This window comes from Streptomyces sp. NPDC037290, from assembly GCF_055603245.1.
This window is the reverse complement of record NZ_JBVJVZ010000012.1, coordinates 23230-44717: the sequence shown is the minus strand read 5'-3', so window position 1 is coordinate 44717 and position 21488 is coordinate 23230. Positions and strand designations below refer to the sequence as shown.

Here is a 21488-nt window from a genome sequence, read left to right as displayed (position 1 = left end):
GGCCCCTGCCCGGCACCCTCGCTCAGCCTGTCCCGCGGTCTTACTCGATGACGAGGTCGACGTCGATGTTGCCGCGGGTGGCGTTGGAGTAGGGGCAGACCTGGTGGGCGGTCTCGACCAGCTTGCGGCCGGTCTCCCCGTCCACGGTGTCGGGCAGCTCGATGCGCAGCGTCACCTTGAGGCCGAAGCCCTCGCCCTGCTTGCCGATGCCGACCTCGGCGGTCACCGCCGCGTCGCTGACGTCCACCTTCGCCTGCCGGCCGACGAGGCCGAGGGCGCTGCCGAAGCAGGCGGCGTAACCGGCGGCGAAGAGCTGCTCCGGGTTGGTGCCCTGGCCGTTGCCGCCCAGCTCCACCGGCGGGGCCAGCTGGAGGTCGATCTTGCCGTCCGAGGACACGGCACGACCGTCACGGCCGTGGGTGGCGGTGGCGACGGCGGTGTAGAGCGCGTCCATGAAGACCATCCCTTACGAAAGTCGGGTTCCGGCGGCCCCTGTCCTGGCCGCCTCACGGTCACGAGTAGAGCACACAATTAAGTTGTGCACAACTAAATGGACCGCAAGAGCTACTCTGGAGACATGACCGACACGGAGTGGCTGCGCCTGGACCGCCAGATCTGTTTCTCCCTGCACGCGGCGTCCCGCGCCTTCAACGGCGTCTACCGCGTGATCCTCAGGGATCTCGGGCTCACCTACCCGCAGTACCTCGTGATGCTCGTCCTGTGGGAGCAGGGCGATCTGCCCGTCAAGACGCTCGGCGAGCATCTGCGGCTCGACTCCGGCACGCTGTCCCCGCTGGTGAAGCGGCTGGAGGGAGCCGGCCTGGTGCGCCGGGAGCGCAGCGCGCAGGACGAGCGATCGGTACGGGTCAGGCTCACCGAGGAGGGCGCGGCGATGCGCGAGCGGGCCCTGGAGGTGCCGCGCCGGATCATGGGCGCCACCGGCTTCGACCTGGCGGAGATCGCCGAGCTGCGCGAACGCCTCGACCGGCTCACCACCGCGCTGGACGCGGCAGCACTGGCGGAGGGGCGACAGGACGGACCCTAGGCCCGCCGGCCGCGGACGGGTGCCTGCGGACGTACAGCCGTACGGCCGTCCCGCCCCGCGGGATCTCCTCCCGCACGGTGAAGTCCCTGCGCAGTACGGCGAGTTTGGCCCGCTCGGCGGGATTGCGGGGGCTCCAGCGCCCGGCGAGCAGGGCCTGGTCCGCCACGACCCACACCCGCTCCAGCCGCGCCATCCTGCGCCGCACCTCACGGGACCCGGCCTCCCGCCCGTACAGGGTTCCCGACTCGGCGGCCCCCTCCACCAGCGCCACGTCCCGCGCACCCCGGAACGCCCGCGGATAGGCGAGGGCCACGTTCCGGGCGTTCGCCGGCAGGAACACCACCGCTTCGCCCGGCCCCAACTCCCGCGCCACGACCCGGGAGACGGCCCCGAGATCGTCCGGCCGGGTACCGGGGTCGCGATCGGCGCGCAGGACGGGGAACTGGAGGAGCAGGACGAGGCAGACCGCCGGCACACCGGCCAGGGTCACGAAGGGGGACCGCAACAGACGGCGCCCCTTCCATCCGGCCCCACCACGAACACCGGCGGACAGCCGCCCCACGACCTCGGCCACCCCCGCCGCACCCGCCGCCACCAGCAACGGCGCCCCGCTCAACGCGTACAGCACATACCGGTCGACGTACAACGGCGAGACCTGAGAGGCCAGCATCAGCATCACAGGCGGCACCACGGTCAACGGCAGCGCCACCCTCGAAAGAGTGAGACCCCGCCGCCCGACGAGCCCCGACAGCCCCGCCGAGGCAAGCAGCAGACACACCGCGAACACCCCCGTGGTGGGCCCGAGGAACCCCCGCAGCAGCCCTTCCGCCGAAGCCGCCGTGGGCCTGCGCAGCCACGCCACCTGCGCCGCCTGCCCCCGCGACACCAGGGCCATCGGAAGCAGCGACACCACGACACCGCCCGCCGCGCACGCCCAGCCCCGCCACACCCGCGCCCCTGCGGTCCGGGCCAGCACCAGCGTCCCCGCGTGGGCGCACAGCAGCAGCACCGCGAACTCGTGCAGCCAGCAGGTGAGGCCGAGGACGACGCCGTACGCCCACCAGGAGCCCCCCTGCACCGCCCGCACGAAGAGCAGCGTCGCCCCCGTGGCCCCGGCGGCCACCAGCGCGTAGGAGCGGCCCTCCTGCGCGTAGTGGCCGGCCATCGGCGCGACGGCGTAGAGCAGTCCGGCCCACAGCCCGACGCGCGGCCGGGCCAGCCGGGTGCCGAGCGCCGCCACCAGCGCGGCCGTCACCGCCGCCGCGCCCACCGACGGCAGCCGCAGGGCGACCTCGCCGGGGTGGACGGCGAGGACGGCGTGCATGAGGAGGTAGTAGAGACCGTGCACCGCGTCCACGTCGTGCAGCAGCCGCCAGATCTGCGGCACCGTACGCCGGCCGACCTGGAAACTGACGGCCTCGTCGCGCCACATCCCGCCCCGGTCGAGCCCCCAGCCCCCCAGCGTGAGTATCACCAGGGCGGGCGTGCATACTGCGAATCGGCGGCGGATCCGCGCCCGGTGGCCCTTCGACGGGTGCGCCGCCGCGACGGCTGTAGCTGCGGCCGCCTTGTGCGACTGCGGTTTCACAGGAAGCCCGACGTTCACCACGGCCCGATCTTTTCTGATTAACCAACCTTTTAACGGCCATGACGGCGTATCGGCATGGATACACCATCCGTGCGGCTTAGGCTCCCATGTGATGAACCGCCTCCGTGTCACCCCCGGTCCGGTCCTCGCCGTCACCGCCCTCTGGCTCTCCACGCGTGCGCTGATGCTGTGGCTGCTCGTCCACGACAGCGCCCCACTGCTCGGCGGGGGTTCGGTGGCCCGGGAGGTGTGGGGGCTGTACTTCCGCTGGTACGGCGTCCTGGCGCACGGCTCCTTCCCGGCGCACGACACCCTGTGGCAGTACCCCCCGGGCGCGGGCGTGGTGCTGCTCACGCCGGGCCTGCTGTCCTGGCTGACGTACTTCCAGGCGTTCGTGGTGCTCACGCTGGCCGTGGACGCGCTGGTCACGGCGGCGCTGACCCGCGCGGGCACGCGTGCCGGGCGCAGCATGCTCGGCGCGGCCCTGTGGACGGGCGGACTGCCGCTGCTGCTGCACCTCCCGCTGGCCCGGTACGACGTCCAGGTCACCGCGCTGGCCGTGCTCTCGCTGCTGGCGTCGGGCCGCTCCCCGCGCGCGGGCGGTGTGCTCGGGGCGCTGGGCGCGCTGGTGAAGGTGTGGCCGGCGCTGGTGCTGCTCGGCACGCCCCGGGGCCGGGTGACGCGCGGGGCGTGGGGGTGGGCGGCGGCCACCGGCGCCGCCTCGCTGGGTGTGCTCGCCGTGCTGTTCGACCATCCGCTGTCCTTCCTGCGGCAGCAGGGCGGGCGCGGCGTGCAGATCGAGTCGCTCGGCGGCACGGCGCTGAACCTGGCACGGCACGCCGGCTGGCCGGGCCGGACGCGCTACCAGTACGGCGCCATCGAACTGGTCGGCCCGCATGTGCACGCCGTCGCCACCGCCTCCCTGGCGCTGACGGCGGTCGCGTTCGCGCTGCTGGTGCTGTGGCGGGTGCGGGCGCGCCGCTGGAACGAGGCCACCCCGTACGACGCGGCGCTGAGCGCGGTGCTGCTGTTCACGGTCACCAGCCGGGTGATCAGCCCGCAGTACATGATCTGGCTGCTGGGTCTGGCCGCGGTGTGCCTGACCTCGCGGCACACCAGCCAGCGGCCGGTCGCGGTGCTGGTCCTGGCGGCGGTCGCGCTGAGCACCGTGGTGTACCCGATGTACTACCCCGACGTGATCAGCGGCACCTGGACCGGCTGTCTGCTGATCCTGGCCCGCAACGGCGTCCTCGCGGCCGCGGCGGTGCTGTCCTTCGTCCGGCTGTGGCGGTCGGCGCGGCCGGACGGCACGAGCGGGCGCACGGGCGGGGATCTGCCGGAGCGCGCGTACGTCCGGGAACGGGTGCTCAACGTGTCATAACGGCCCTATGCGGTCATAAAGGGGTATCGACCATTTTCTCTCCGCACCCGGCCTGTGGACGACCACCCCATGCGACCAGAACCACCCGCCCCGCCCGGCCCGGGGGCCACCACCCCGCAACCACCGCGCACCGCGCAGGTCGGCGTCGTCGTGATCGGCTACAACGACGCCACCCATGTGGGTGACGCCGTGCGTTCGGCACTCGCCCAGGGGCCGGCGGTCGCCGAGGTCGTCGCCGTGGACGACTGCTCCACGGACGGCAGCGCCGCGCTGCTCGGCCGGCTGGCCGAGGGCGAGCCCCGGCTGCGGGTGGTGCGCCGGAGCGTGAACAGCGGCGGCTGCGGCAGCCCGCGCAACACGGGGATCGACGCGGTGACGGCGTCGTACGTGATGTTCCTGGACAGCGACGACGTGCTGCCGCCGGGTGCGGTGGACGCGCTGCTGACCGCGGCCACGCGGGCGCACGCCCAGGTCGCGAGCGGGCTGTGCGTGCGGCGGGAGCTTCCCTCGGGGCGCGAACAGCTCTGGCAGGCACCCCTCTACACGGCGCACACCACCCTCGCGCGCCCCTCCCAGCGCCCGCGCCTGGTCCACGACACGCTGTGCGTCAACAAGCTGTACCGCACCGACTTCCTGCGGGAACACGACATCCGCTTCCCGGAGGGCCGCTTCCTCTACGAGGACTTCGTCTTCACCGCGCGCGTGCTGGCCGCCGGCCCGCGCATCGCGCTCGTACCCGACCGCGTGTACGTGTGGCACGTGCGGCGCGGGGCGGACCAGCTGTCGCTGTCGCTGGACCGGGAGCACATCGACAACTGGAAGGCGCGCGTGCGGGCGTGCGCGCTGGCCCACGACATCCTGCTGGGTGCCGGGCAGAAGGAGCTGGCGCGGGCGGCGCGGGCCAAGTTCCTCGACCATGAGGTGCGCATGTACGTGCGCGAGCTGGGGTTGCGCGACGTGCACTACCAGCGCGCGTGGTGGACACACACCCGGGAGTACCTCGCGCGCTACGACACCCCCGACTGGGAGCTGAACCCGAGCGCTCCCGGCCGCCTCCTCGCACGGGTCGTCCTGGAGTCGCCCGAGCCCCGTGACCTGCCCCGGCTGCGCGAGCTGGCCGCCCGCCCGGCGCGCCTGCTGCCGCCCTACGCCCGCACTCCCGAGGGCGTCCCCGTCTGGTCCGCCGACCTCCCGCAGGTCACCCTCACGCCGTTCCTGACCCGCCCGGTCGCCGTCCTCCCGCTCGCCGTCGACGCGGAACTGCGGCCACGCGCGCGTGCCGCACTGCTGCGCCTGCGGCTCCACGAGCTCTACGGCAGGGTGGCCGCGGCGAACCCCCGTGAGGTGGACGTGGAGTGGCGATCCCGCAACGACGAGCGAGGCCACGAGCGGACGACGACCCCGCTCACGAAGGGCACGGGCCCGCGATCCGGCGCGGACTCCTGGTCGGCGGAGCTGCCGGCCGACCTTGCCGCGCTCGGCGCCGGCACCTGGGACCTGCGGCTGACCGTGCGCTTCGCGGACGGCGCGCAGCGGGACGTCACGGCGCACGCCCTGGAGGGCGCCGGCCGGCTGCGCCGCCGCGCCGTCCCGAGCGCCCGGCACGGCGTACTCCTGGTGCAGCCGTACGCCACACACTCCGGCGCCCTGGCCGTGCGTGTGGCGACCGGCGTGCGCGGGATCGCACAGGTGGTGCGCGGCCGGCTCCGCCGGGTGCTGCGCCGAGCCGCCGGGTGCGCCACCACCGCGCCCACTGCTTGACTGAGAATGCCCACACGGCCGCACCGAGCGGCCGAAGGGACCGAGTGACGAGGGGACGGCCGCCATGACCTGGCTGATCACCGGCGGGGCCGGATACATCGGGGCACATGTCGTACGGGCGATGACCGAGGCCGGTGAGCGCACGGTCGTCTACGACGATCTGTCCTCGGGCGTCGCCGGGCGCGTACCGGCGGAGGTTCCGCTGGTGCGGGGCTCCGTCCTGGACGCGGACCGGGTGACCCGCGCGCTCGCCGAGCACGGGATCAGCGGTGTCGTGCATCTGGCGGCGAAGAAGCAGGTGGGCGAGTCGGTGGAGCGCCCGCTGCACTACTACCGGGAGAACGTCGAGGGCCTGCGGGTCCTGCTGGAGGCGGTGACGGCGGCGGAGATCCCGTCCTTCGTCTTCTCCTCCTCGGCCGCCGTCTACGGCATGCCGGACGTCGACCTGGTCACGGAGGAGACCCCCTGCCGGCCCATGTCCCCCTACGGCGAGACGAAACTGGCCGGCGAATGGCTGGTCCGTGCGACCGGCCGGGCGACCGGCATGTCGACGGCGGCCCTGCGCTACTTCAACGTGGCGGGCGCGGCCACCCCCGAACTCGCCGACACCGGTGTGTTCAACCTGATCCCGATGGTGTTCGAGAAGCTCACCGAGGGCGCGCCGCCGCGCATCTTCGGCGACGACTACCCGACCGCCGACGGCACCTGCGTGCGCGACTACATCCACGTGGTGGACCTGGCCGAGGCCCACGTCACCGTCGCCCGCGCCCTGGCCTCGTCCCCCGGCACCGACCTGACCCTCAACATCGGGCGCGGGGAGGGCGTCTCCGTCCGCGAGATGATCGACCGCGTCAACGCCGTCACCGGCTACGACCGCCCGCCGACGGTCACGCCGCGCCGCCCCGGCGACCCCGCGCGTGTCGTCGCCTCCGCCGCCCGCATCGGCACCGAGCTGGGCTGGCAGGCCAAGTACGACGTCCAGGACATGATCGCCTCGGCCTGGGAGGGCTGGGTGCGGCACCACCCGCAGGCGGCGCGGTCATAGCCGGGCGCGGCGCCTCACAACGCCTTCAGCGCCCCCGCCGTGGCCCTGGCCAGCTGCTCCAGATAGCCCTTCGGCATCTTCGGGGAGCGGATGACCACCGCGCGCCAGTACAGCGGGCCCGAGATCAGGTCCAGTGCGAGGTCGGGGTCGACGCCCGCACGGACCTCCCCCCGCGCCTCCGCCGCAGCCACGATCTTGCTGGCCACGCCCTCCTGGCCGTCCCGCAGGGCCTTCTGGAAGGCGTCGGCGATCTCGGGATTGCGGGCCGCCTCCGCCTGCAGGTCGGGGATGATCTGCGAGGCGACGGGGTGGCGCAGGGCGCGGGAGGTGACCTCGTACAGGAGGCGCAGGTCGCCCTCCAGGGAGCCCGTGTCGGGGACGGGGAGGCCGAGGACCGCCATCGCCGACACCACGTCCAGGACCAGGTGCAGCTTGGAACGCCAGCGCCGGTACACCGCCGTCTTGCCGACGCCCGCCCGCCGCGCGATGCCCTCGATGGACATGCGCGCGTATCCGACGGCCGCCAGTTCCTCGAAGACCGCCGCCCGGATGGCCTCGGTCACGTCCTCCCGGAGTACGGCGGCCCCCGCGGGGGTCCGGCGGCGCGGACGCGTCGGCGGGTCGTCGGCGTTCGTCGTCATGGTCCACAGCATAGGGCGTAACGACGAAACGGTTGCGTTCCGACGTCGATTGGTTCTACGCTCACGTTGCGACGATACGGTCCCGTTCCGACGTAAGAGAACGTGAAGAGAAGCGTAAGGAAAACCGCGAAGCGGAGGAAGCGTCGGACGACGGACCCACACGCCGCGCCCCGGCTGCCGGCCGGACGCGCCACCCCCTCCCCCCGAGCGAAAGCAGCGGATGTGAGCCAGGTCCTCGACACACCGCCCCCCACCCAGGCCCAGGCCGACGACGACCTCGCGGCGCTGGCCGCCCGGCACGGTCTGTCGGTCAGCGGCGCCCGCCCCTCCCTGCCGGAGTACGTCCGCCAGCTGTGGGCCCGGCGCCACTTCATCACCGCCTTCGCCACCGCCAAGCTCACCGCGCAGTACAGCCAGGCGAAACTCGGCCAGGTCTGGCAGGTCATGAACCCGCTGCTGAACGCGGCGGTCTACTACTTCATCTTCGGCGTGCTGCTCGGCACCAGCCGCGGCGTGCCGGACTACATCCCGTTCCTGGTGACGGGCGTGTTCATCTGGACGTTCACCCAGAGCTCGATCATGGCGGGCACCCGCGCGATCTCCGGCAACCTCGGCCTGGTCCGCGCCCTGCACTTCCCGCGCGCCTCCCTGCCGATCTCCTTCTGCCTCCAGCAGCTCCAGCAGCTGCTGTTCTCGATGACCGCGCTGGTCGTGATCATCCTGTCCTTCGGCATCCCGGTCACCCCGCGCTGGCTGCTCGCGATCCCCGCACTGGTCCTGCAGTCCGTCTTCAACGCGGGCGTGTCGATGATCATGGCCCGCTGGGGCGCCAAGACCCCGGACATCGCCCAGCTGATGCCGTTCGTGCTGCGCACCTGGATGTACGTGTCCGGTGTCATGTGGAGCATCAGCAAGCTCACCAAGAAGGACCACCTGCCGCACATCGTCACGGTGCTGCTGGAGACCAATCCGGCCGCGGTCTACATCGACCTCATGCGGTACGCGCTGATCCACAGCTTCCACGGCAAGCAGCTGCCTCCGCACGTGTGGGCGGCGGCCGTCGGCTGGGCCCTGGCCGCGGGCATCGGCGGCTTCATCTACTTCTGGAAGGCTGAGGAGACGTACGGCCGTGGCTGAGCAGACCGCATCCAAGATCCCCACCGTCATCGCCGAGAACGTCGACATCGTCTACCGGGTCAACGGCACCGGCGCGGGCCGTGGCTCGGCCACCGCCGCCCTGAACCGCATCATGCGCCGCAAGCAGGCCGAGCAGGCGGCGGGCGTCCGCCGGGTGCACGCGGTCAAGAAGGTGTCGTTCGTCGCCTACAAGGGTGAGGCGGTCGGACTCATCGGCACCAACGGTTCCGGAAAGTCCACCCTGCTGAAGGCCGTCGCCGGTCTGCTGCCGGTGGAGAACGGCCACATCTACACCCACGGCCAGCCCTCCCTGCTCGGCGTCAACGCGGCACTCATGAACGACCTGACGGGTGAACGCAACGTCTATCTCGGCGGCCTGGCGATAGGCATGTCCCGGGAACAGGTCAGGGAGCGCTACCAGGACATCGTCGACTTCTCCGGGATCAACGAGAAGGGCGATTTCATCACCCTGCCGATGCGCACGTACTCCTCCGGCATGGCCGCCCGGCTACGCTTTTCCATCGCCGCCGCCAAGGACCACGACGTCCTGCTGATCGACGAGGCGCTGGCCACCGGTGACCGCAAGTTCCAGGTGCGCTCCGAGGAGCGGATCCGTGAACTGCGCGAGCAGGCGGGCACGGTCTTCCTGGTCAGCCACAACAACAAGTCGATCCGCGACACCTGTGAGCGGGTCCTGTGGCTGGAGCGCGGCGAACTGCGCATGGACGGGCCGACGGAGGAGGTCATGAGGGAGTACGAGGCCTTCACCGGCGACAAGTCCGACAAGAAGGGCGGCGCCAAGAAGGCGGCGTAGAAGGCTCGGTTATCCCTTTCATCCACTTAGTGACAGTATGTTATGGAAGGTGCCACGAGCCGACGAGTCGAAGGAGTCCACTGCGATGCCCCAACTCAGCGTCATCGTCTACGGACCGAACGCACAGGGGCACCTGACAGAGCTGCTGGCCTCCCTGGAGGCCCGCCCGCTCCCCGCCGCCGAGGTGATTGTCGCCGCGGTCGGCGACTGGGCGCGGGAGACGGCCGAGGGCCACGCCCCCGAGACGGTCGTCGTACCGCTGCCGGAGGGCACCGGTGACGCGGCGGCCCGGTCCGCCGGCGCCGCCCGCGCGAGAGGCCGCTGGCTGCACTTCGTGCACGCCAAGGACGGCCTGCCGGCCGGCGCCGCCCGGCTGATCGCCGAGCGGACCGCCGAACTGGACGCCGTGGACGCCACGGGCACCGAGGTGGACGTGCTCCTCTTCGACCACGTCACCACCACCTGGCAGACGGCCGCCACCCCCTCCCGGGACGGCCGCCTCCTCGCCGCCGTCGGCCGCGAGGGACTGCCCCTGGACGAGTCCGCCGACCTGCTGCGCCTCACCCCGCTGCTCGGCAACCGCGCCCTGCGTGCCGAGTTCTGGCGGGCGCACGAGGAGCGGCTCAGCACCGACGACGAGCCGCACGCCGCGTACGCGGCCCTGCTGCACGCCGACCGGGTCGCCTGTCTGAACCAGGTGGCGTACGACCACCGCGAGCTGCGCCCCGAGAGCCTGCCGCCGCTCGCCCCCGAGGACCGCCTCGCGCTGATCGAGCGCTACGAGTCGCTGCTCCCGCTCGCCCGGGACCGCCGCGCCGCCCGCGCGGTGCTGTACGACCTGATGATGCGCGACCTGGTGCGCACCTTCGCCGGCGAGAACCTGCCCGACGCGGTGGCCCGCGAGTTCTTCCGCCGTGCCTCCCTCGCCGCGGTCCGCTGGCGCCCCGAGCACCACGAGCGCCCGGCGGGCGTGGAGGGGGTGCGGCACGCGCTGCTGGAGGAGGGCGCGTACACCAGGTACCGCGCGTTCCAGGCCGCCAACCGCGCCCGCCGCGCCGCCAGGAAGGCCGTACGGACCCGCAAGCGCCAGGTCGGCACCAAGCTCCGCGACCAGCAGTACCGGCGCGCCCTGAGCCGCCCGGTCGACCCGGACCTGGCCGTGTTCGCCGCCTACTGGGACCGCGGGGTGGCCTGCAACCCCGCCGCGATCGCCGCCAAGCTCGCCGAACTCGCCCCGCACGTCCACCAGGTGTGGACGGTGTCGAAGGAGAACGCGGCCCTGCTGCCGCCCGGCACCGACCACGTGGTCCCCGGCACCCGCCGCTACTGGGAGACCCTGGCCACCGCCAAGTACCTGACGAACAACGTCAACTTCCCCAACGCGGTGGTCAAACGCCCCGGCGCGATCCACATCCAGACCCACCACGGCACCCCGCTCAAGCGCATGGGCCTGGACCAGATGGAACACCCGGCCGCCGCCAAGGGCATGGACTTCGCCGCGCTGCTGGCCCGCATCGACAAGTGGGACTACAGCGTCAGCGCCAACAGCCACTCGACCCGGATGTGGGAGCGCGCCTACCCGGCCCGCTACACCTCCCTCGACCACGGCTATCCGCGCAACGACGTCTTCTACACGAGCGGCGCCGACGAGGTCCGCGCGGCCCGCGAGCGCCTCGGCATCGCCCCGGGCAGGAAGGCCGTCCTGTACGCGCCCACCCACCGCGACTACGAGGCCGGTTTCACCCCCCGCCTGGACCTCGCCGCCCTCGCCGACCGGCTCGGCGACGACACCGTGCTGCTGGTCCGCGCCCACTATTTCTACGGCGGCGCCGCCTCCCCGCTGACCGGCCTGCGCCGCTCCGGCCGGATCATCGACGTGTCCACCTACGACCCCGTCGAGGAGCTGTGCCTGGCCGCCGACGCGCTGGTCACGGACTACTCGTCGATCATGTTCGACTACGCCAACCTGGACCGCCCGATCGTCGTCTACGCCGACGACTGGGAGACCTACCGGACCACCCGTGGCGTCTACTTCGACCTGATGACCGACCACCCCGGCCAGGTCGCCCGCACCCAGGAGGAGCTGGCGGAGATCTTCGCCTCCGGCGCCTGGCACGACGAGGGCGCGGCCAAGGCACGGGCCGCCTTCCGCCGCCGGTTCTGCGAGTACGACGACGGACGCGCCGCCGAACGGGTCGTACGGCGGGTGTTCCTGGGCGAGCCGGAGGAGTCGCTGCCCCCGGTGGTCCCGCTCGAGGAACGCACCCCCGCCCCGACACCGGAGGAGGCCACGGCATGACGACCCCCGACGTCACGGTCACGGTGATCGTCTACAACGACGCGGCCCGGCTGCCCCGGGCGGTGGCCTCCCTGCGCGCGCAGACCCACGCGAACATCGAGATCATCATCAGCGACGACCACTCCACGGACGACACCCCGGCGGTGGCGCGCCGGCTGGAGGCGCAGGACCCGCGTGTCCGCTACCTCCGGCTGCCGCAGAACAGCGGCGGCTGCAGCGCCCCGCGCAACCGGGCCATCGACATCGCCCGGGCGCCGTATCTGATGTTCCTCGACAGCGACGACGAACTCCCGCCCCGCTCGGTCGAGTTGCTGCTGGCCGCGCACCGCGAGCGCGAGGTGGACCTCACCATGGGCGCGGTACGCCGGGTCCGGGTGGACAACGGCCGCCGTACGACCTGGATGCCGCACCTGGTGTCCGAGCGCCGCACGGTGGAGGGCATCGAGGCGGACCCCCGCCTGCTCTTCGAGCACCTGTCCACCAGCAAGATGTACGCCCGCTCCTTCCTGGACCGCCACCAGCTCCGCTTCCCGGAGGGCATCCACTACGAGGACCAGCTGTTCTCGGCGCAGGCGTACTGCCTGGCGAAGGCGTTCACGATCATCCCGGACCCGGTGTACATCTGGTACATCGACCCGTACGCGGCGGCGGCCTCGGCATCCATCTCCAACCAGCGGCACAAGGTCACCAACGTCCGCGACCGGGTGCACGTCCAGCGCCTGATCGACGACTTCCTCGTGGAGAGCGGGCACGGGGCGCTGCGGGAGGACAAGGACTTCAAGTTCCTCAAGCACGACTTCCGGATGTACGCGGGCGACCTGCCCCACCGGGACGACGACTGGCTGAGCGCGTTCGCCGAGATCATGAACCCGTACCTGGAGACGCTGTCCCCCGGCGCGTACGCCCGTCTGCCCCGCGCGGAGCGGGTGGTGCTGGAACTGCTGCGGGACGGCCGCCTGGCCGACGCCCGGCTCGCGGCACGCGGACTCGGGCACGGCGTCGCTCCGCGACAGGTCACCGCCGACGCCTCGGGTGTGCCGTACTGGGGTGACAGCGTGCCCACCACGGACCGTGCCCGCCGCGAACTGGACGTGTCCGACCTGGAGCTGGACACGCGTCCGTTCCCGAGCGCCCAGTTCCGCCACGAGATCGTCGAGCTGTCGCCCGGCCGGGGCGCCTCGCTGACGCTCTCCATCCGCACGTACGACCCCGGCCTGCGCCTGCCGGTCGGCCCGCAGCGCGCCGCCCTGCTCCTGTCACCGGGCAGCCGCCGCATGACGGTGCCCTTCCGCCTCGACCCGGTCCGCCCCGGCGTGTTCGAGGGCACGGTCCTCCTGGACCTGACGGCGGCCCCGCTCCCGCTCCAGGGTTTCGCGGGCGTACGGCACCCGCTGGTCCGCCTCCAGCAGCAGGGGCTGGCCAACTCCGGTCTGCTGCTGGCGCCCCCCGCCTTCCCCACCCTCACGGCCCGCATCGACTACCGCTCCGGCGCGACCCCGCACCAGGTCACCGTCGAGCCGGAGGGCCGCAACCCCGGCCGCCTCCAGCTCCGCTGGCGTCCGGTGGGGGTGACGGCGCGGGTGGTCCGGCCGGTGGTGCGAAGGGTGGCGCGGCCGAGGATCCGCAAGGCGGTGAAGCTGCTGTCCAGCGTGCTTCGCTGAGGGAGCTCAGGGAGCTCAGGGAGCCGGGGGAGCCGGGGGAACCGGCCGGTTCCCGGCGTGCGCTCCCGTAGAGTGCGCCGTGGCGGGAGAGCGGAATCCGCCGGGAGGGGGGATCCTGCCATGGGTACGCCGAACAAGGACCGGTCCGGCGTGATGCCGACCAGCCCCGAGCAGATGATCGCGGAGGCGCGGAAGGCGTTCTTCGTGATGTTCGGGCTGCTGGCGGTCGTCTGGCTCCTGCAGCTTGCCAACTACGCCGGCCACTACGCCCTCTCACGGGATTACGGAGTGGTCTCCGGCGACGTCGGCACGCTCCCCGACATCCTCGTCGCGCCCCTCCTGCACTGGAGCTGGGCCCACATCGAGAGCAACTCCGGGCCCCTGTTCGTCTTCGGTTTCCTCGCCGCCTACCGAGGGGTGGCGCGCTTCCTCGGGCTGACCCTGCTGATCGCGGTGACCAGCGGCGTCGTGGTCTGGTTCTTCGAGCGGGGCGATGTGGCAACGGTCGGCGCCAGCGGCCTGATCTTCGGCTACTTCGGCTACGTCGTCGTACGGGGACTCTTCGACCGGCACCTGATCGACACCCTGATCGGACTCGTCATGGGTGCCTCCTTCGCCTACCTGCTCACCGTGGCCGTGCCCGGGACACCGGGAGTGAGCTGGCTCGGGCATCTCGGGGGCCTGATCGGGGGCCTGGCGGGCGCCTGGGTCTTCCGGGACCGGCACGCACGGACCGTCACCGGCGAACGCTCCGGCGGCGCCCTTCCCGCACGCGCCTCCACCTCCGTCACCCCCGACACGCCACGCGCCGACCTGTACAAGGAACTCGACGACCTCGGTCTGCTCTAGGGCACGACCCGGTACAGCACCTGGTCACCCGGGCCGACGGTCACCTTCCGCAGTCCCGGCCCGGCCAGGCCCGCCGGTCCCACGACCCACCGCACGCCGTAGTCCCGCAGGATCCCCCGCCGTTCACCGGCGGACGTCCCGGCGGCGAAGTACCGGGAGACGGCCGCCTCCCGCCGCGCGGAGTCCCGCAGGAACACGTCCGGATACCCGGGCGCCACGGTGTACGGCCCGTACGCCGGAATCTGCCGCGCGGGGAACGTCCGTGCCATCACCACGTCCCCGTACCGCACCCACGGCGTGATCCAGTGGTACCCCACCCACGGCGTCCGGTACTTCGCCGCGACGGCCGGGGGCAGCGCGGCCCTCCCCGTCACGTACCCGAGCGTCCCGGCCTGCGTCCACGCCCCGACAGCCAGCGCGGCGCCGAGCCCGCACGCCCACCCCGCCCGTACGGCCCGCCGTCCGGCCGCCACGGCCTCCAGCGCGGCCGCCAGCTGCGCCGGCACCAGCACGGCCGGCAGGGCCCGGCCCCAGGAGAAGTGGCCGGTGAGCCCGCCCGCGGCGAACACCAGCGCGCCGAGGGCGAAGAACAGCACCAACGGGTCCCGGCGGTCCCTGCGCACGCGGAGCACCAGCGCCGCCACCCCGAGCAGCACCAGCCCGAACCGCGCGGCCAGGTGCTCGTACAGCGGCCGGTGGATGGCCTCCAGGTCCGCCCCGGCGGAGAAGAGCGCGAAGAAGTCGTAGTACGGCCAGAGCCACAGCAGGAGCAGGCCCAGGGCCGACGCGGCGGCCGGTCGCCACAGCGCCGCCCGTGCCGGGCGCGCCGCGATCACCGTCGCCAGCGCCCCGAGCGAGGCCACCACACCGGTGAACTGATGGCACAGCAGGATCAGCGCCCACAGCGCACCGAGTCCCAGCCACCTCCCCCACGCGGCCTCCTCGCGCGCCGCCCGGGTGAGCCAGGCCCAGAAGTGGAAGGTCAGGCCGAGCGCGAGGACGCTCGGGTACGACACCGTCAGCGCCAGGGAGTTCAGGCCCAGGAAGCCGGACCAGTTGAACAGCTGCGGGCCCCAGAGCAGGAGCAGGCTCAGCAGGGCCAGGGCGGGTGCGGCGCGATGCGTGCTCAGCGTGCGGACGTATCGCCGTACTCCGGTGACCAGCAGCGCCAGCCCGACGAGCGCGGCGATCCGCAGGACCACGAACACCGACAGGCCGGTGAGCCGGGCGAACACGCCCAGCACCAGCATCCACGGCGAGTAGTAGGGGCTCTGCGTGTCCGCGTCGACCAGCGGGTCGCCGGGATGCAGCGGGTCGTGGCCGAGGCGCTGGACGGTGGCCGCGTGCATGCCGAGGTCACCCGCCCACGGCAGACGGACGATCACCAGGAGCAGCAGCACGACGACGAGCGCGGCGGCGGCCTGCGGCAGCGCCCGGCCGGCCCGGGCGGCGGCGGACGGCGGCCCGGTGCGGCTCACCGGCCCGGTGTCAGACGGCGCGGTGCGCATCCTGCTGGAACACCCAGGTGCGGTAGACCAGGAAACGGAAGGCGGAGGCGAGCACGATCGACAGTGCCTTCGCCGCATTCGACTGCAGGACGCTGTGCAGGCCGAGACCGTGGTAGCCGACCCAGAACAGGCCGATTTCCATCACGACACCGAGACCGCTGAACACGAAGAACAGCACGATCTGGCTGCGGGTGCGCGAGGCCCGGTCGCGGTAGGCGAAATAGCGGAAGCCCAGGTAATTGGTCGCCATCGCGATACAGCTGGCCAGGACCGTCGCGGTCATCGCCTGCCAACCCAGGCCGTGCAGCAGCAGGTTGAAGACCAGGAAGTTGATCAGGACACCGCTGCCGCCGACGATCCCGAATTTCACGACCTCCAGCACCACACGGCCGACGGGCCGGGGCGGAGCGGGTGCGGGTCGTGTGACCGGGCGGGTCTCGGTGAGGTTCACTGTCACATCGCAGACCCTATCCGAAAGGTACCGATCAACAGGAAACGGTAAATTCGCTGATCTTTTTCAGCTAAGGATCGGCAAGAAAGGGAACGCCCCGGACCGAATCGTCGTCGGCCCGGGGCGTTCTCGTCGTCGTACGACTACGAATGCGTGCGCAGCAGCGTCCGCATCGTCCGCATCGCCACCGACAGGTTGGCGAGGTCGAAGGAGTCCGAGCTGCGGATCTCCTCGAGGGTGGTGCGCGCCCGGCTCAGGATGGGCGCGTTCTTCTGCTCCCAGGCCTTGAACCGCTGCTCGGGAGTGGAGGTGCCGTTGCCGGCCGCGAGGACGTCCGCGGTGAGCGCCGCGTGCGCCGCGTACAGGTCCTCACGGATGGAGGCGCGGGCCATGGACTGCCAGCGGTCGGCACGGGGCAGCTCGATGATGCGGTCCATCAGCTGCGTGATGCTGAGCCGGTCGGCGAGGTCGTAGTACACCTCGGCGACGTCCAGCGGCTCCTTGCCCATGCGGTCGGACACCGAGACGATGTCGAGCGCCGGGAAGGCGGAGGAGAACCCGGCCACGCGCGTGGCGAGTTCGTCCGGGACACCGGCCGCGGACAGCTCGTCGTAGACGTGCTGGTACCACTCCAGGTCCGCGCCGCGCAGCAGCTTCGGCAGCTCCTGCCACACCCGCTCGACCCGCTCGGCGAAGAACTCGACCGTCTCGGCGAGCTGCAGCGGCTGCGGCCGGTTGTTGAGCAGCCAGCGCGTGCCGCGCTCGACCAGGCGGCGCGAGTGCAGCCGGATCCGGGTCTGCACGGCCGCGTCGACCCTGTTGTCCAGGCCCTCCACCGCGTCCCACACCGGCGCCGAGCAGAAGATCGCGCGGGCCGCGGTCTGCGCCCGGACGATCTCCTCCAGGGAGGCCCCGGTCTCCTCGCGCAGCCGGTGCAGATACGTCGTACCGCCCGTGTTCACCGTGTCGTTGACCAGCACGGTCGTGGTGATCTCACGGCGCAGCGGGTGGTTGTCGATGGCCTCGGTGAACTTCTCGCGCAGCGCCGTCGGGAAGTAGGCGTGCAGCAGGCCGCGCAGGTACGGGTCGTCCGGCAGGGAGGTGGCCAGCAGTTCCTCGGCCACCGTGATCTTCGTGTACGCCAGGACGACGGCGGTCTCCGGGCTGGTCAGACCCTGGCCCTGGCCGAGGCGCTCGCGGATCTGGCGGTCGGTGGGCAGGAACTCCAGCGCCCGGTCCAGGTGGCCCTCGCGCACCAGGTGGCGCAGGAACCGCTGCTGGGCATGGAGCATGTCCTTGGCCTGGAACAGGGCGTTGGCCAGGGCGGTGTTCTGCGCGTAGTTGTTGCGCAGGACCAGCGCGCCGACCTCGTCGGTCATCTCGGCGAGGATCTTGTTGCGCTGCTTGACGGTCATGTCGCCGTCCGCGACCAGGCCGTTCAGCAGGATCTTGATGTTCACCTCGTGGTCGGAGGTGTCCACGCCGGCGCTGTTGTCGATCGCGTCGGTGTTGATCTTGCCGCCGTGCATGGCGAACTCGATCCGGCCCAGCTGGGTCAGGCCCAGGTTGCCGCCCTCGCCGACGACCTTGACCCTGAGGTCCTTGCCGTCGACGCGGATGGCGTCGTTGGCCTTGTCGCCGACGTCCGCGTTCGACTCGACGGACGACTTCACGTACGTGCCGATGCCGCCGTTCCACAGCAGGTCGACCGGCGCCTTGAGGATCGCCTTCATCAGGTCGGCCGGGGTCATCTTGGTGACCTTGTCCTCGATGCCGAGGGCCTCGCGGATGTGGGCGTTGATGGGGATCGACTTGGCGGTGCGCGGGAAGATCCCGCCGCCCGCCGACAGCAGCTCGGTGTTGTAGTCGGCCCAGCTGGAGCGGGGCAGCTCGAACAGCCGGCGGCGCTCGGCGTACGACGTGGCCGCGTCCGGGGTCGGGTCGATGACGATGTGCCGGTGGTCGAAGGCGGCGACCAGGCGGATGTGCTCGGAGAGCAGCATGCCGTTGCCGAACACGTCACCGGACATGTCACCGATGCCGACGACCGTGAAGTCCTGGCTCTGCGTGTCCACGCCCAGCTCACGGAAGTGCCGCTTCACGGACTCCCAGGCGCCGCGCGCGGTGATGCCCATGCCCTTGTGGTCGTAGCCCGCGCTGCCGCCGGAGGCGAAGGCGTCACCGAGCCAGAAGTTGTACTTCTCGGCGACCCCGTTGGCGATGTCCGAGAAGGTCGCGGTGCCCTTGTCGGCCGCGACGACCAGGTAGGTGTCGTCACCGTCGTGCCGGACGACGTCCTGCGGCGGCACGACCTCACCGGCGACCATGTTGTCGGTGATGTCGAGCAGCGCCGAGATGAACGTCTTGTAGCTGGCGATGCCCTCGGCCAGCCACGCGTCACGGTCCTTCGCCGGGTCCGGCAGCTGCTTGGCGACGAAACCGCCCTTGGCGCCGACCGGCACGATGACGGTGTTCTTCACCATCTGCGCCTTGACCAGGCCGAGGATCTCGGTACGGAAGTCCTCACGCCGGTCGGACCAGCGCAGACCGCCTCGCGCGACCTTGCCGAAGCGCAGGTGCACGCCCTCGACGCGCGGCGAGTACACCCAGATCTCGAAGGCCGGGCGCGGCGCCGGCAGGTCCGGGATGGCCTGCGGGTCGAACTTCATGGAGACGTATTCGTGCGGCGTGCCGCCGTGCGCGTCCTGGAAGAAGTTCGTGCGCAGGGTCGCCTTGATGACGGTGAGGAAGGAGCGGAGGATCCGGTCCTCGTCCAGGCTCGCCACCTGGTCCAGGGCCGCGTCCAGCTCCTCCAGCAGCGCGTCCGTGATCTCCAGCCCGGCCTTCTGCCGCTCCGGCGACATCCGCGCCTCGAACAGCGAGACGAGGAGCCGGGTGGTGTGGACGTTGTTGCGAAGGGTGTCCTCCATGTAGTCCTGCGAGAAGGTCGAACCGGCCTGCCGCAGGTACTTGGCGTAGGCGCGCAGCACCATCGCCTGCCGCCAGCTCAGCCCCGCGCTCAGCACGAGCGCGTTGAAGCCGTCGTTCTCCGCCTTGCCGGTCCAGGTGGCGGCGAAGGCCTCCTGGAAACGCTCACGGGCGTCGTCGGCGAGGTGGTCGCCGCTGCCCGCCTTGGGCATGCGCAGACCGAAGTCGTAGATCCAGGCGGTGGTGCGGTCGACGCAGCGCAGCTCGTACGGCCGCTCGTCGGTGACCTCGACGCCGAGGCGGCTGAGCACCGGCAGCACCTTGGAGAGGGAGACGGTGCCGCCCTTCTGGTAGATCTTGAACCGGCGCTCCTCGGGCCCGGCGCCCACCGGCTCGTACAGGCTCAGGCTGAAGGTCTTGTCCTCGCCGAGCTGCTCGAGGTGGACCAGGTCGGCGACCGCCGAGCGCGGCGTGTGGTCGGCCTTGTAGCCCTCGGGGAAGGCGTTGTTGTAGCGGCGCAGCACCTCGGCCGCGCGCTCCTCGCCGCACTCGGCGGTCAGCGCCTCGGCGAACGCGTCCGCCCAGGAGCGGGCGGCCTCGACCAGGCGGGCCTCGATGCGCTCCTTGTCGGCGTCCGACAGTTCGGGCAGCTCGGTGCCCGGCGGGACCCGGACGACGAAGTGCAGACGGGAGAGGATCGACTCGGTGTTCCAGGCGGTGAAGTCGACGCTGACGCCGCCGAGCTCCTCCTTCAGGATGTCGATGATCCGCAGCCGCACGCCGGTGGTGTAGCGGTCACGCGGGAGGTAGACGAGGGCCGAGTAGTAGCGGCCGTACTCGTCCTGGCGCAGGTAGAGCCTGAGGCGCCGCCGCTCCTGCAGGTACAGCACGGACGTGACGATGGACTGCAGTTCAGCGACGGGCGTCTGGAACAGCTCGTCGCGCGGGTAGGTCTCCAGGATCTGCAGCAGGTCGCGGCCGTCGTGGCTGTGGGCCGAGAACCCGGCGCGCTCCAGCACCTCGTCGACCTTGCGGCGGATGACGGGGACGCGGCGCACCGACTCGGTGTACGCGGCCGAGGAGAACAGCCCGAGGAAGCGGCGCTCACCGACGACGTTGCCGTCCGCGTCGAACTTCTTGACGCCGATGTAGTCCAGGTACGACGGCCGGTGCACGGTGGCGCGGCTGTTCGCCTTGGTCAGCACCAGCAGCTTGTGCTCGCGGGCCTTGGCCCGGGCGTCGGCCGGCAGCCGCTCGAAGGAGGGGCTGACCGGGTGCTGCTCGTCCTCGGCGTGGTGCGGGTCGGAGCGCAGGATGCCGAGGCCGGTGCCGGGCACGGCGGCGAGCGTGTCGTCGTCGCGCAGCTGGTACTCGCGGTAGCCGAGGAAGGTGAAGTGGTCGTCGGCCAGCCAGCGCAGCAGCTCGCGGGCCTCCTCGAGCTCGCCGGTGGCCAGGTCGCTCGGGGCGGCGTCCTCGGGCAGCCCGTCGGCGATCCGGGTCGCCGTGCTGCGCATCTTCTCCCAGTCCTCGACGGCCTCGCGGACGTCGGACAGCACGCGCAGCAGGTCGGCGGTGATCTCCTTCAGGTCGGCGCGGTCGGTCTCCCGGTCGATCTCGACGTGGATCCAGGACTCGAAGTGCGCGTCGTGCGGGAGGTCGCCGGACGGCGGGGTGGGCAGGACCTCGATCAGCTTGCCCGTCAGGTCGCGGCGGACGACGAACTGCGGGTGGACGACGACGTGGATGCCGCGCCCGCGCCGGGTCAGCTCATTGGTGACCGAGTCGACGAGGAAGGGCATGTCGTCGGTGACGACCTCCACGACCGAGTGGCTGCAGGTCCACCCGTTCTCCTCCACGGTCGGGGTGTGGACCCGCACGTTCGCCGTGCCCTGGGGGCGCATCTCGGCGAGCCGGTAGTGCGAGACCGCGGCGCCGAAGACGTCGACCGGGTCACGGCCGGTGAGGTCTTCCGGGGCGGTGTGCAGGTAGTAGCGCTGGAGGAACGCGAGCACGGACTCGCTGTCCGGGGTGTCCGGGGAGCCCTTGCCCGTGGTCCCGGTCGGTAGGTGCCCCCCGACCGGGCTGTTCTCAGCTACCCGGGCAGCCCTCTCGAGCAGCTCGGCCTTGGCTTCGTCCAGCTTGGTCTGCATTGTCCTCTGACTCCTGTCGCGCGCCGTTGCGTGACGTAGAAGGAAGTACGGTCTCTTTCCCTCCGGCTCGACGCCACGGCCCGGGGTGTCCGGTCCGGTTCGACGCTATGCCGCGAGGTGAGATACGCGGGGGGAATTCGGCCATTCTCGACACGCCCGTGGGTTGTGACGCTGCTCTCGGCGCCGCCGTGTCCGGGGTTGTCCTCGGCGTCCCGGGGGCTCCTGCGGCC

At 71.7% G+C, this 21488-nt stretch carries 15 protein-coding genes; 9 read left to right on the top strand and 6 right to left on the bottom strand.

The window, feature by feature from the left end; genetic code table 11:
- Positions 1 to 40: 40 nt before the first annotated feature.
- Positions 41 to 454: an organic hydroperoxide resistance protein gene (locus tag ACZ7HQ_RS32380; RefSeq protein WP_470997675.1), complete on the bottom strand. Its 414-nt coding sequence runs from the start codon at positions 452 to 454 to the stop codon at positions 41 to 43.
- A gap of 96 nt (positions 455 to 550) precedes the next feature.
- On the opposite strand from ACZ7HQ_RS32380, the gene ACZ7HQ_RS32375 reads away from it, so the two are divergent.
- Positions 551 to 1045, top strand: coding sequence for a MarR family winged helix-turn-helix transcriptional regulator (locus tag ACZ7HQ_RS32375; RefSeq protein ID WP_470997673.1), 495 nt, complete (start codon positions 551 to 553; stop codon positions 1043 to 1045).
- On the opposite strand, the gene ACZ7HQ_RS32370 is transcribed toward ACZ7HQ_RS32375, so the two are convergent.
- Complete coding sequence (locus ACZ7HQ_RS32370; RefSeq protein WP_470997959.1) at positions 990 to 2477, bottom strand: glycosyltransferase family 39 protein; 1488 nt, start codon at positions 2475 to 2477, stop codon at positions 990 to 992. The genes ACZ7HQ_RS32375 and ACZ7HQ_RS32370 overlap by 56 nt on opposite strands.
- A gap of 268 nt (positions 2478 to 2745) precedes the next feature.
- Between ACZ7HQ_RS32370 and ACZ7HQ_RS32365 the strand changes: the two genes are divergently transcribed.
- The 3 genes from ACZ7HQ_RS32365 to galE all read left to right on the top strand — a co-directional run bounded on the left by ACZ7HQ_RS32365 (position 2746) and on the right by galE (position 6820).
- Positions 2746 to 4014 carry a glycosyltransferase 87 family protein gene (locus tag ACZ7HQ_RS32365; RefSeq protein WP_470997671.1) on the top strand — a complete coding sequence of 423 codons (1269 nt, stop codon included), beginning with the start codon at positions 2746 to 2748 and terminating at the stop codon, positions 4012 to 4014.
- A 69-nt stretch (positions 4015 to 4083) separates the two neighbouring features.
- Positions 4084 to 5775 carry a glycosyltransferase family 2 protein gene (locus ACZ7HQ_RS32360; protein ID WP_470997668.1) on the top strand — a complete coding sequence of 564 codons (1692 nt, stop codon included), beginning with the start codon at positions 4084 to 4086 and terminating at the stop codon, positions 5773 to 5775.
- Between the two features lie 64 nt (positions 5776 to 5839).
- Entirely contained in the window at positions 5840 to 6820 is a 981-nt protein-coding gene (gene galE, locus ACZ7HQ_RS32355; protein ID WP_470997666.1) for a UDP-glucose 4-epimerase GalE, read from the top strand.
- Positions 6821 to 6834: 14 nt separating this feature from the next.
- Here galE and ACZ7HQ_RS32350 read toward each other — a convergent pair whose 3' ends face one another.
- The gene (locus ACZ7HQ_RS32350; protein ID WP_470997663.1) at positions 6835 to 7461 is read right to left on the bottom strand and encodes a TetR/AcrR family transcriptional regulator; all 627 of its coding nucleotides are present in this window, start codon (positions 7459 to 7461) and stop codon (positions 6835 to 6837) included.
- Positions 7462 to 7683: 222 nt separating this feature from the next.
- On the opposite strand from ACZ7HQ_RS32350, the gene ACZ7HQ_RS32345 reads away from it, so the two are divergent.
- The 5 genes from ACZ7HQ_RS32345 to ACZ7HQ_RS32325 all read left to right on the top strand — a co-directional run bounded on the left by ACZ7HQ_RS32345 (position 7684) and on the right by ACZ7HQ_RS32325 (position 14221).
- Positions 7684 to 8598 (top strand): ABC transporter permease, encoded by a 915-nt coding sequence (locus tag ACZ7HQ_RS32345; RefSeq protein WP_470997660.1) that lies wholly within the window; start codon positions 7684 to 7686, stop codon positions 8596 to 8598.
- Positions 8591 to 9412 carry an ABC transporter ATP-binding protein gene (locus ACZ7HQ_RS32340; protein ID WP_470997656.1) on the top strand — a complete coding sequence of 274 codons (822 nt, stop codon included), beginning with the start codon at positions 8591 to 8593 and terminating at the stop codon, positions 9410 to 9412. The genes ACZ7HQ_RS32345 and ACZ7HQ_RS32340 overlap by 8 nt, the downstream gene beginning before the upstream one ends.
- Positions 9413 to 9497: 85 nt before the next feature.
- Entirely contained in the window at positions 9498 to 11711 is a 2214-nt protein-coding gene (locus ACZ7HQ_RS32335; protein WP_470997653.1) for a CDP-glycerol glycerophosphotransferase family protein, read from the top strand.
- Positions 11708 to 13372 carry a glycosyltransferase family 2 protein gene (locus tag ACZ7HQ_RS32330; protein WP_470997650.1) on the top strand — a complete coding sequence of 555 codons (1665 nt, stop codon included), beginning with the start codon at positions 11708 to 11710 and terminating at the stop codon, positions 13370 to 13372. Before ACZ7HQ_RS32335 ends, ACZ7HQ_RS32330 begins: the two co-directional genes overlap by 4 nt.
- 120 nt (positions 13373 to 13492) lie before the next feature.
- On the top strand, positions 13493 to 14221 hold the full coding sequence (locus ACZ7HQ_RS32325; protein WP_470997647.1) for a rhomboid family intramembrane serine protease: 729 nt from the start codon (positions 13493 to 13495) through the stop codon (positions 14219 to 14221).
- Here the strand turns inward: ACZ7HQ_RS32325 and ACZ7HQ_RS32320 are convergent.
- The 3 genes from ACZ7HQ_RS32320 to ACZ7HQ_RS32310 all read right to left on the bottom strand — a co-directional run bounded on the left by ACZ7HQ_RS32320 (position 14218) and on the right by ACZ7HQ_RS32310 (position 21258).
- A complete protein-coding gene (locus ACZ7HQ_RS32320) occupies positions 14218 to 15729 on the bottom strand; it encodes a hypothetical protein (protein ID WP_470997644.1) in 1512 nt (503 codons plus the stop codon). The genes ACZ7HQ_RS32325 and ACZ7HQ_RS32320 overlap by 4 nt on opposite strands.
- Positions 15710 to 16114: a GtrA family protein gene (locus ACZ7HQ_RS32315; protein ID WP_470997641.1), complete on the bottom strand. Its 405-nt coding sequence runs from the start codon at positions 16112 to 16114 to the stop codon at positions 15710 to 15712. The genes ACZ7HQ_RS32320 and ACZ7HQ_RS32315 overlap by 20 nt, the downstream gene beginning before the upstream one ends.
- Positions 16115 to 16323: 209 nt before the next feature.
- On the bottom strand, positions 16324 to 21258 hold the full coding sequence (locus ACZ7HQ_RS32310) for an NAD-glutamate dehydrogenase (RefSeq protein ID WP_470997638.1): 4935 nt from the start codon (positions 21256 to 21258) through the stop codon (positions 16324 to 16326).
- Positions 21259 to 21488: the final 230 nt, after the last annotated feature.

Excerpts from the sequence above, each read along its gene's own strand:
- ACZ7HQ_RS32380 (WP_470997675.1), bottom strand. The coding sequence starts at position 454 with ATGGACGCGCTCTACACCGCCGTCGCCACCGCCACCCACGGCCGTGAC.
- ACZ7HQ_RS32375 (WP_470997673.1), top strand. The coding sequence starts at position 551 with ATGGACCGCAAGAGCTACTCTGGAGACATGACCGACACGGAGTGGCTG.
- ACZ7HQ_RS32370 (WP_470997959.1), bottom strand. The coding sequence starts at position 2,477 with ATGTGGCGCGACGAGGCCGTCAGTTTCCAGGTCGGCCGGCGTACGGTG.
- ACZ7HQ_RS32365 (WP_470997671.1), top strand. The coding sequence starts at position 2,746 with ATGAACCGCCTCCGTGTCACCCCCGGTCCGGTCCTCGCCGTCACCGCC.
- ACZ7HQ_RS32360 (WP_470997668.1), top strand. The coding sequence starts at position 4,084 with ATGCGACCAGAACCACCCGCCCCGCCCGGCCCGGGGGCCACCACCCCG.
- galE (WP_470997666.1), top strand. The coding sequence starts at position 5,840 with ATGACCTGGCTGATCACCGGCGGGGCCGGATACATCGGGGCACATGTC.
- ACZ7HQ_RS32350 (WP_470997663.1), bottom strand. The coding sequence starts at position 7,461 with ATGACGACGAACGCCGACGACCCGCCGACGCGTCCGCGCCGCCGGACC.
- ACZ7HQ_RS32335 (WP_470997653.1), top strand. The coding sequence starts at position 9,498 with ATGCCCCAACTCAGCGTCATCGTCTACGGACCGAACGCACAGGGGCAC.
- ACZ7HQ_RS32330 (WP_470997650.1), top strand. The coding sequence starts at position 11,708 with ATGACGACCCCCGACGTCACGGTCACGGTGATCGTCTACAACGACGCG.
- ACZ7HQ_RS32325 (WP_470997647.1), top strand. The coding sequence starts at position 13,493 with ATGGGTACGCCGAACAAGGACCGGTCCGGCGTGATGCCGACCAGCCCC.
- ACZ7HQ_RS32320 (WP_470997644.1), bottom strand. The coding sequence starts at position 15,729 with ATGCGCACCGCGCCGTCTGACACCGGGCCGGTGAGCCGCACCGGGCCG.
- ACZ7HQ_RS32310 (WP_470997638.1), bottom strand. The coding sequence starts at position 21,258 with ATGCAGACCAAGCTGGACGAAGCCAAGGCCGAGCTGCTCGAGAGGGCT.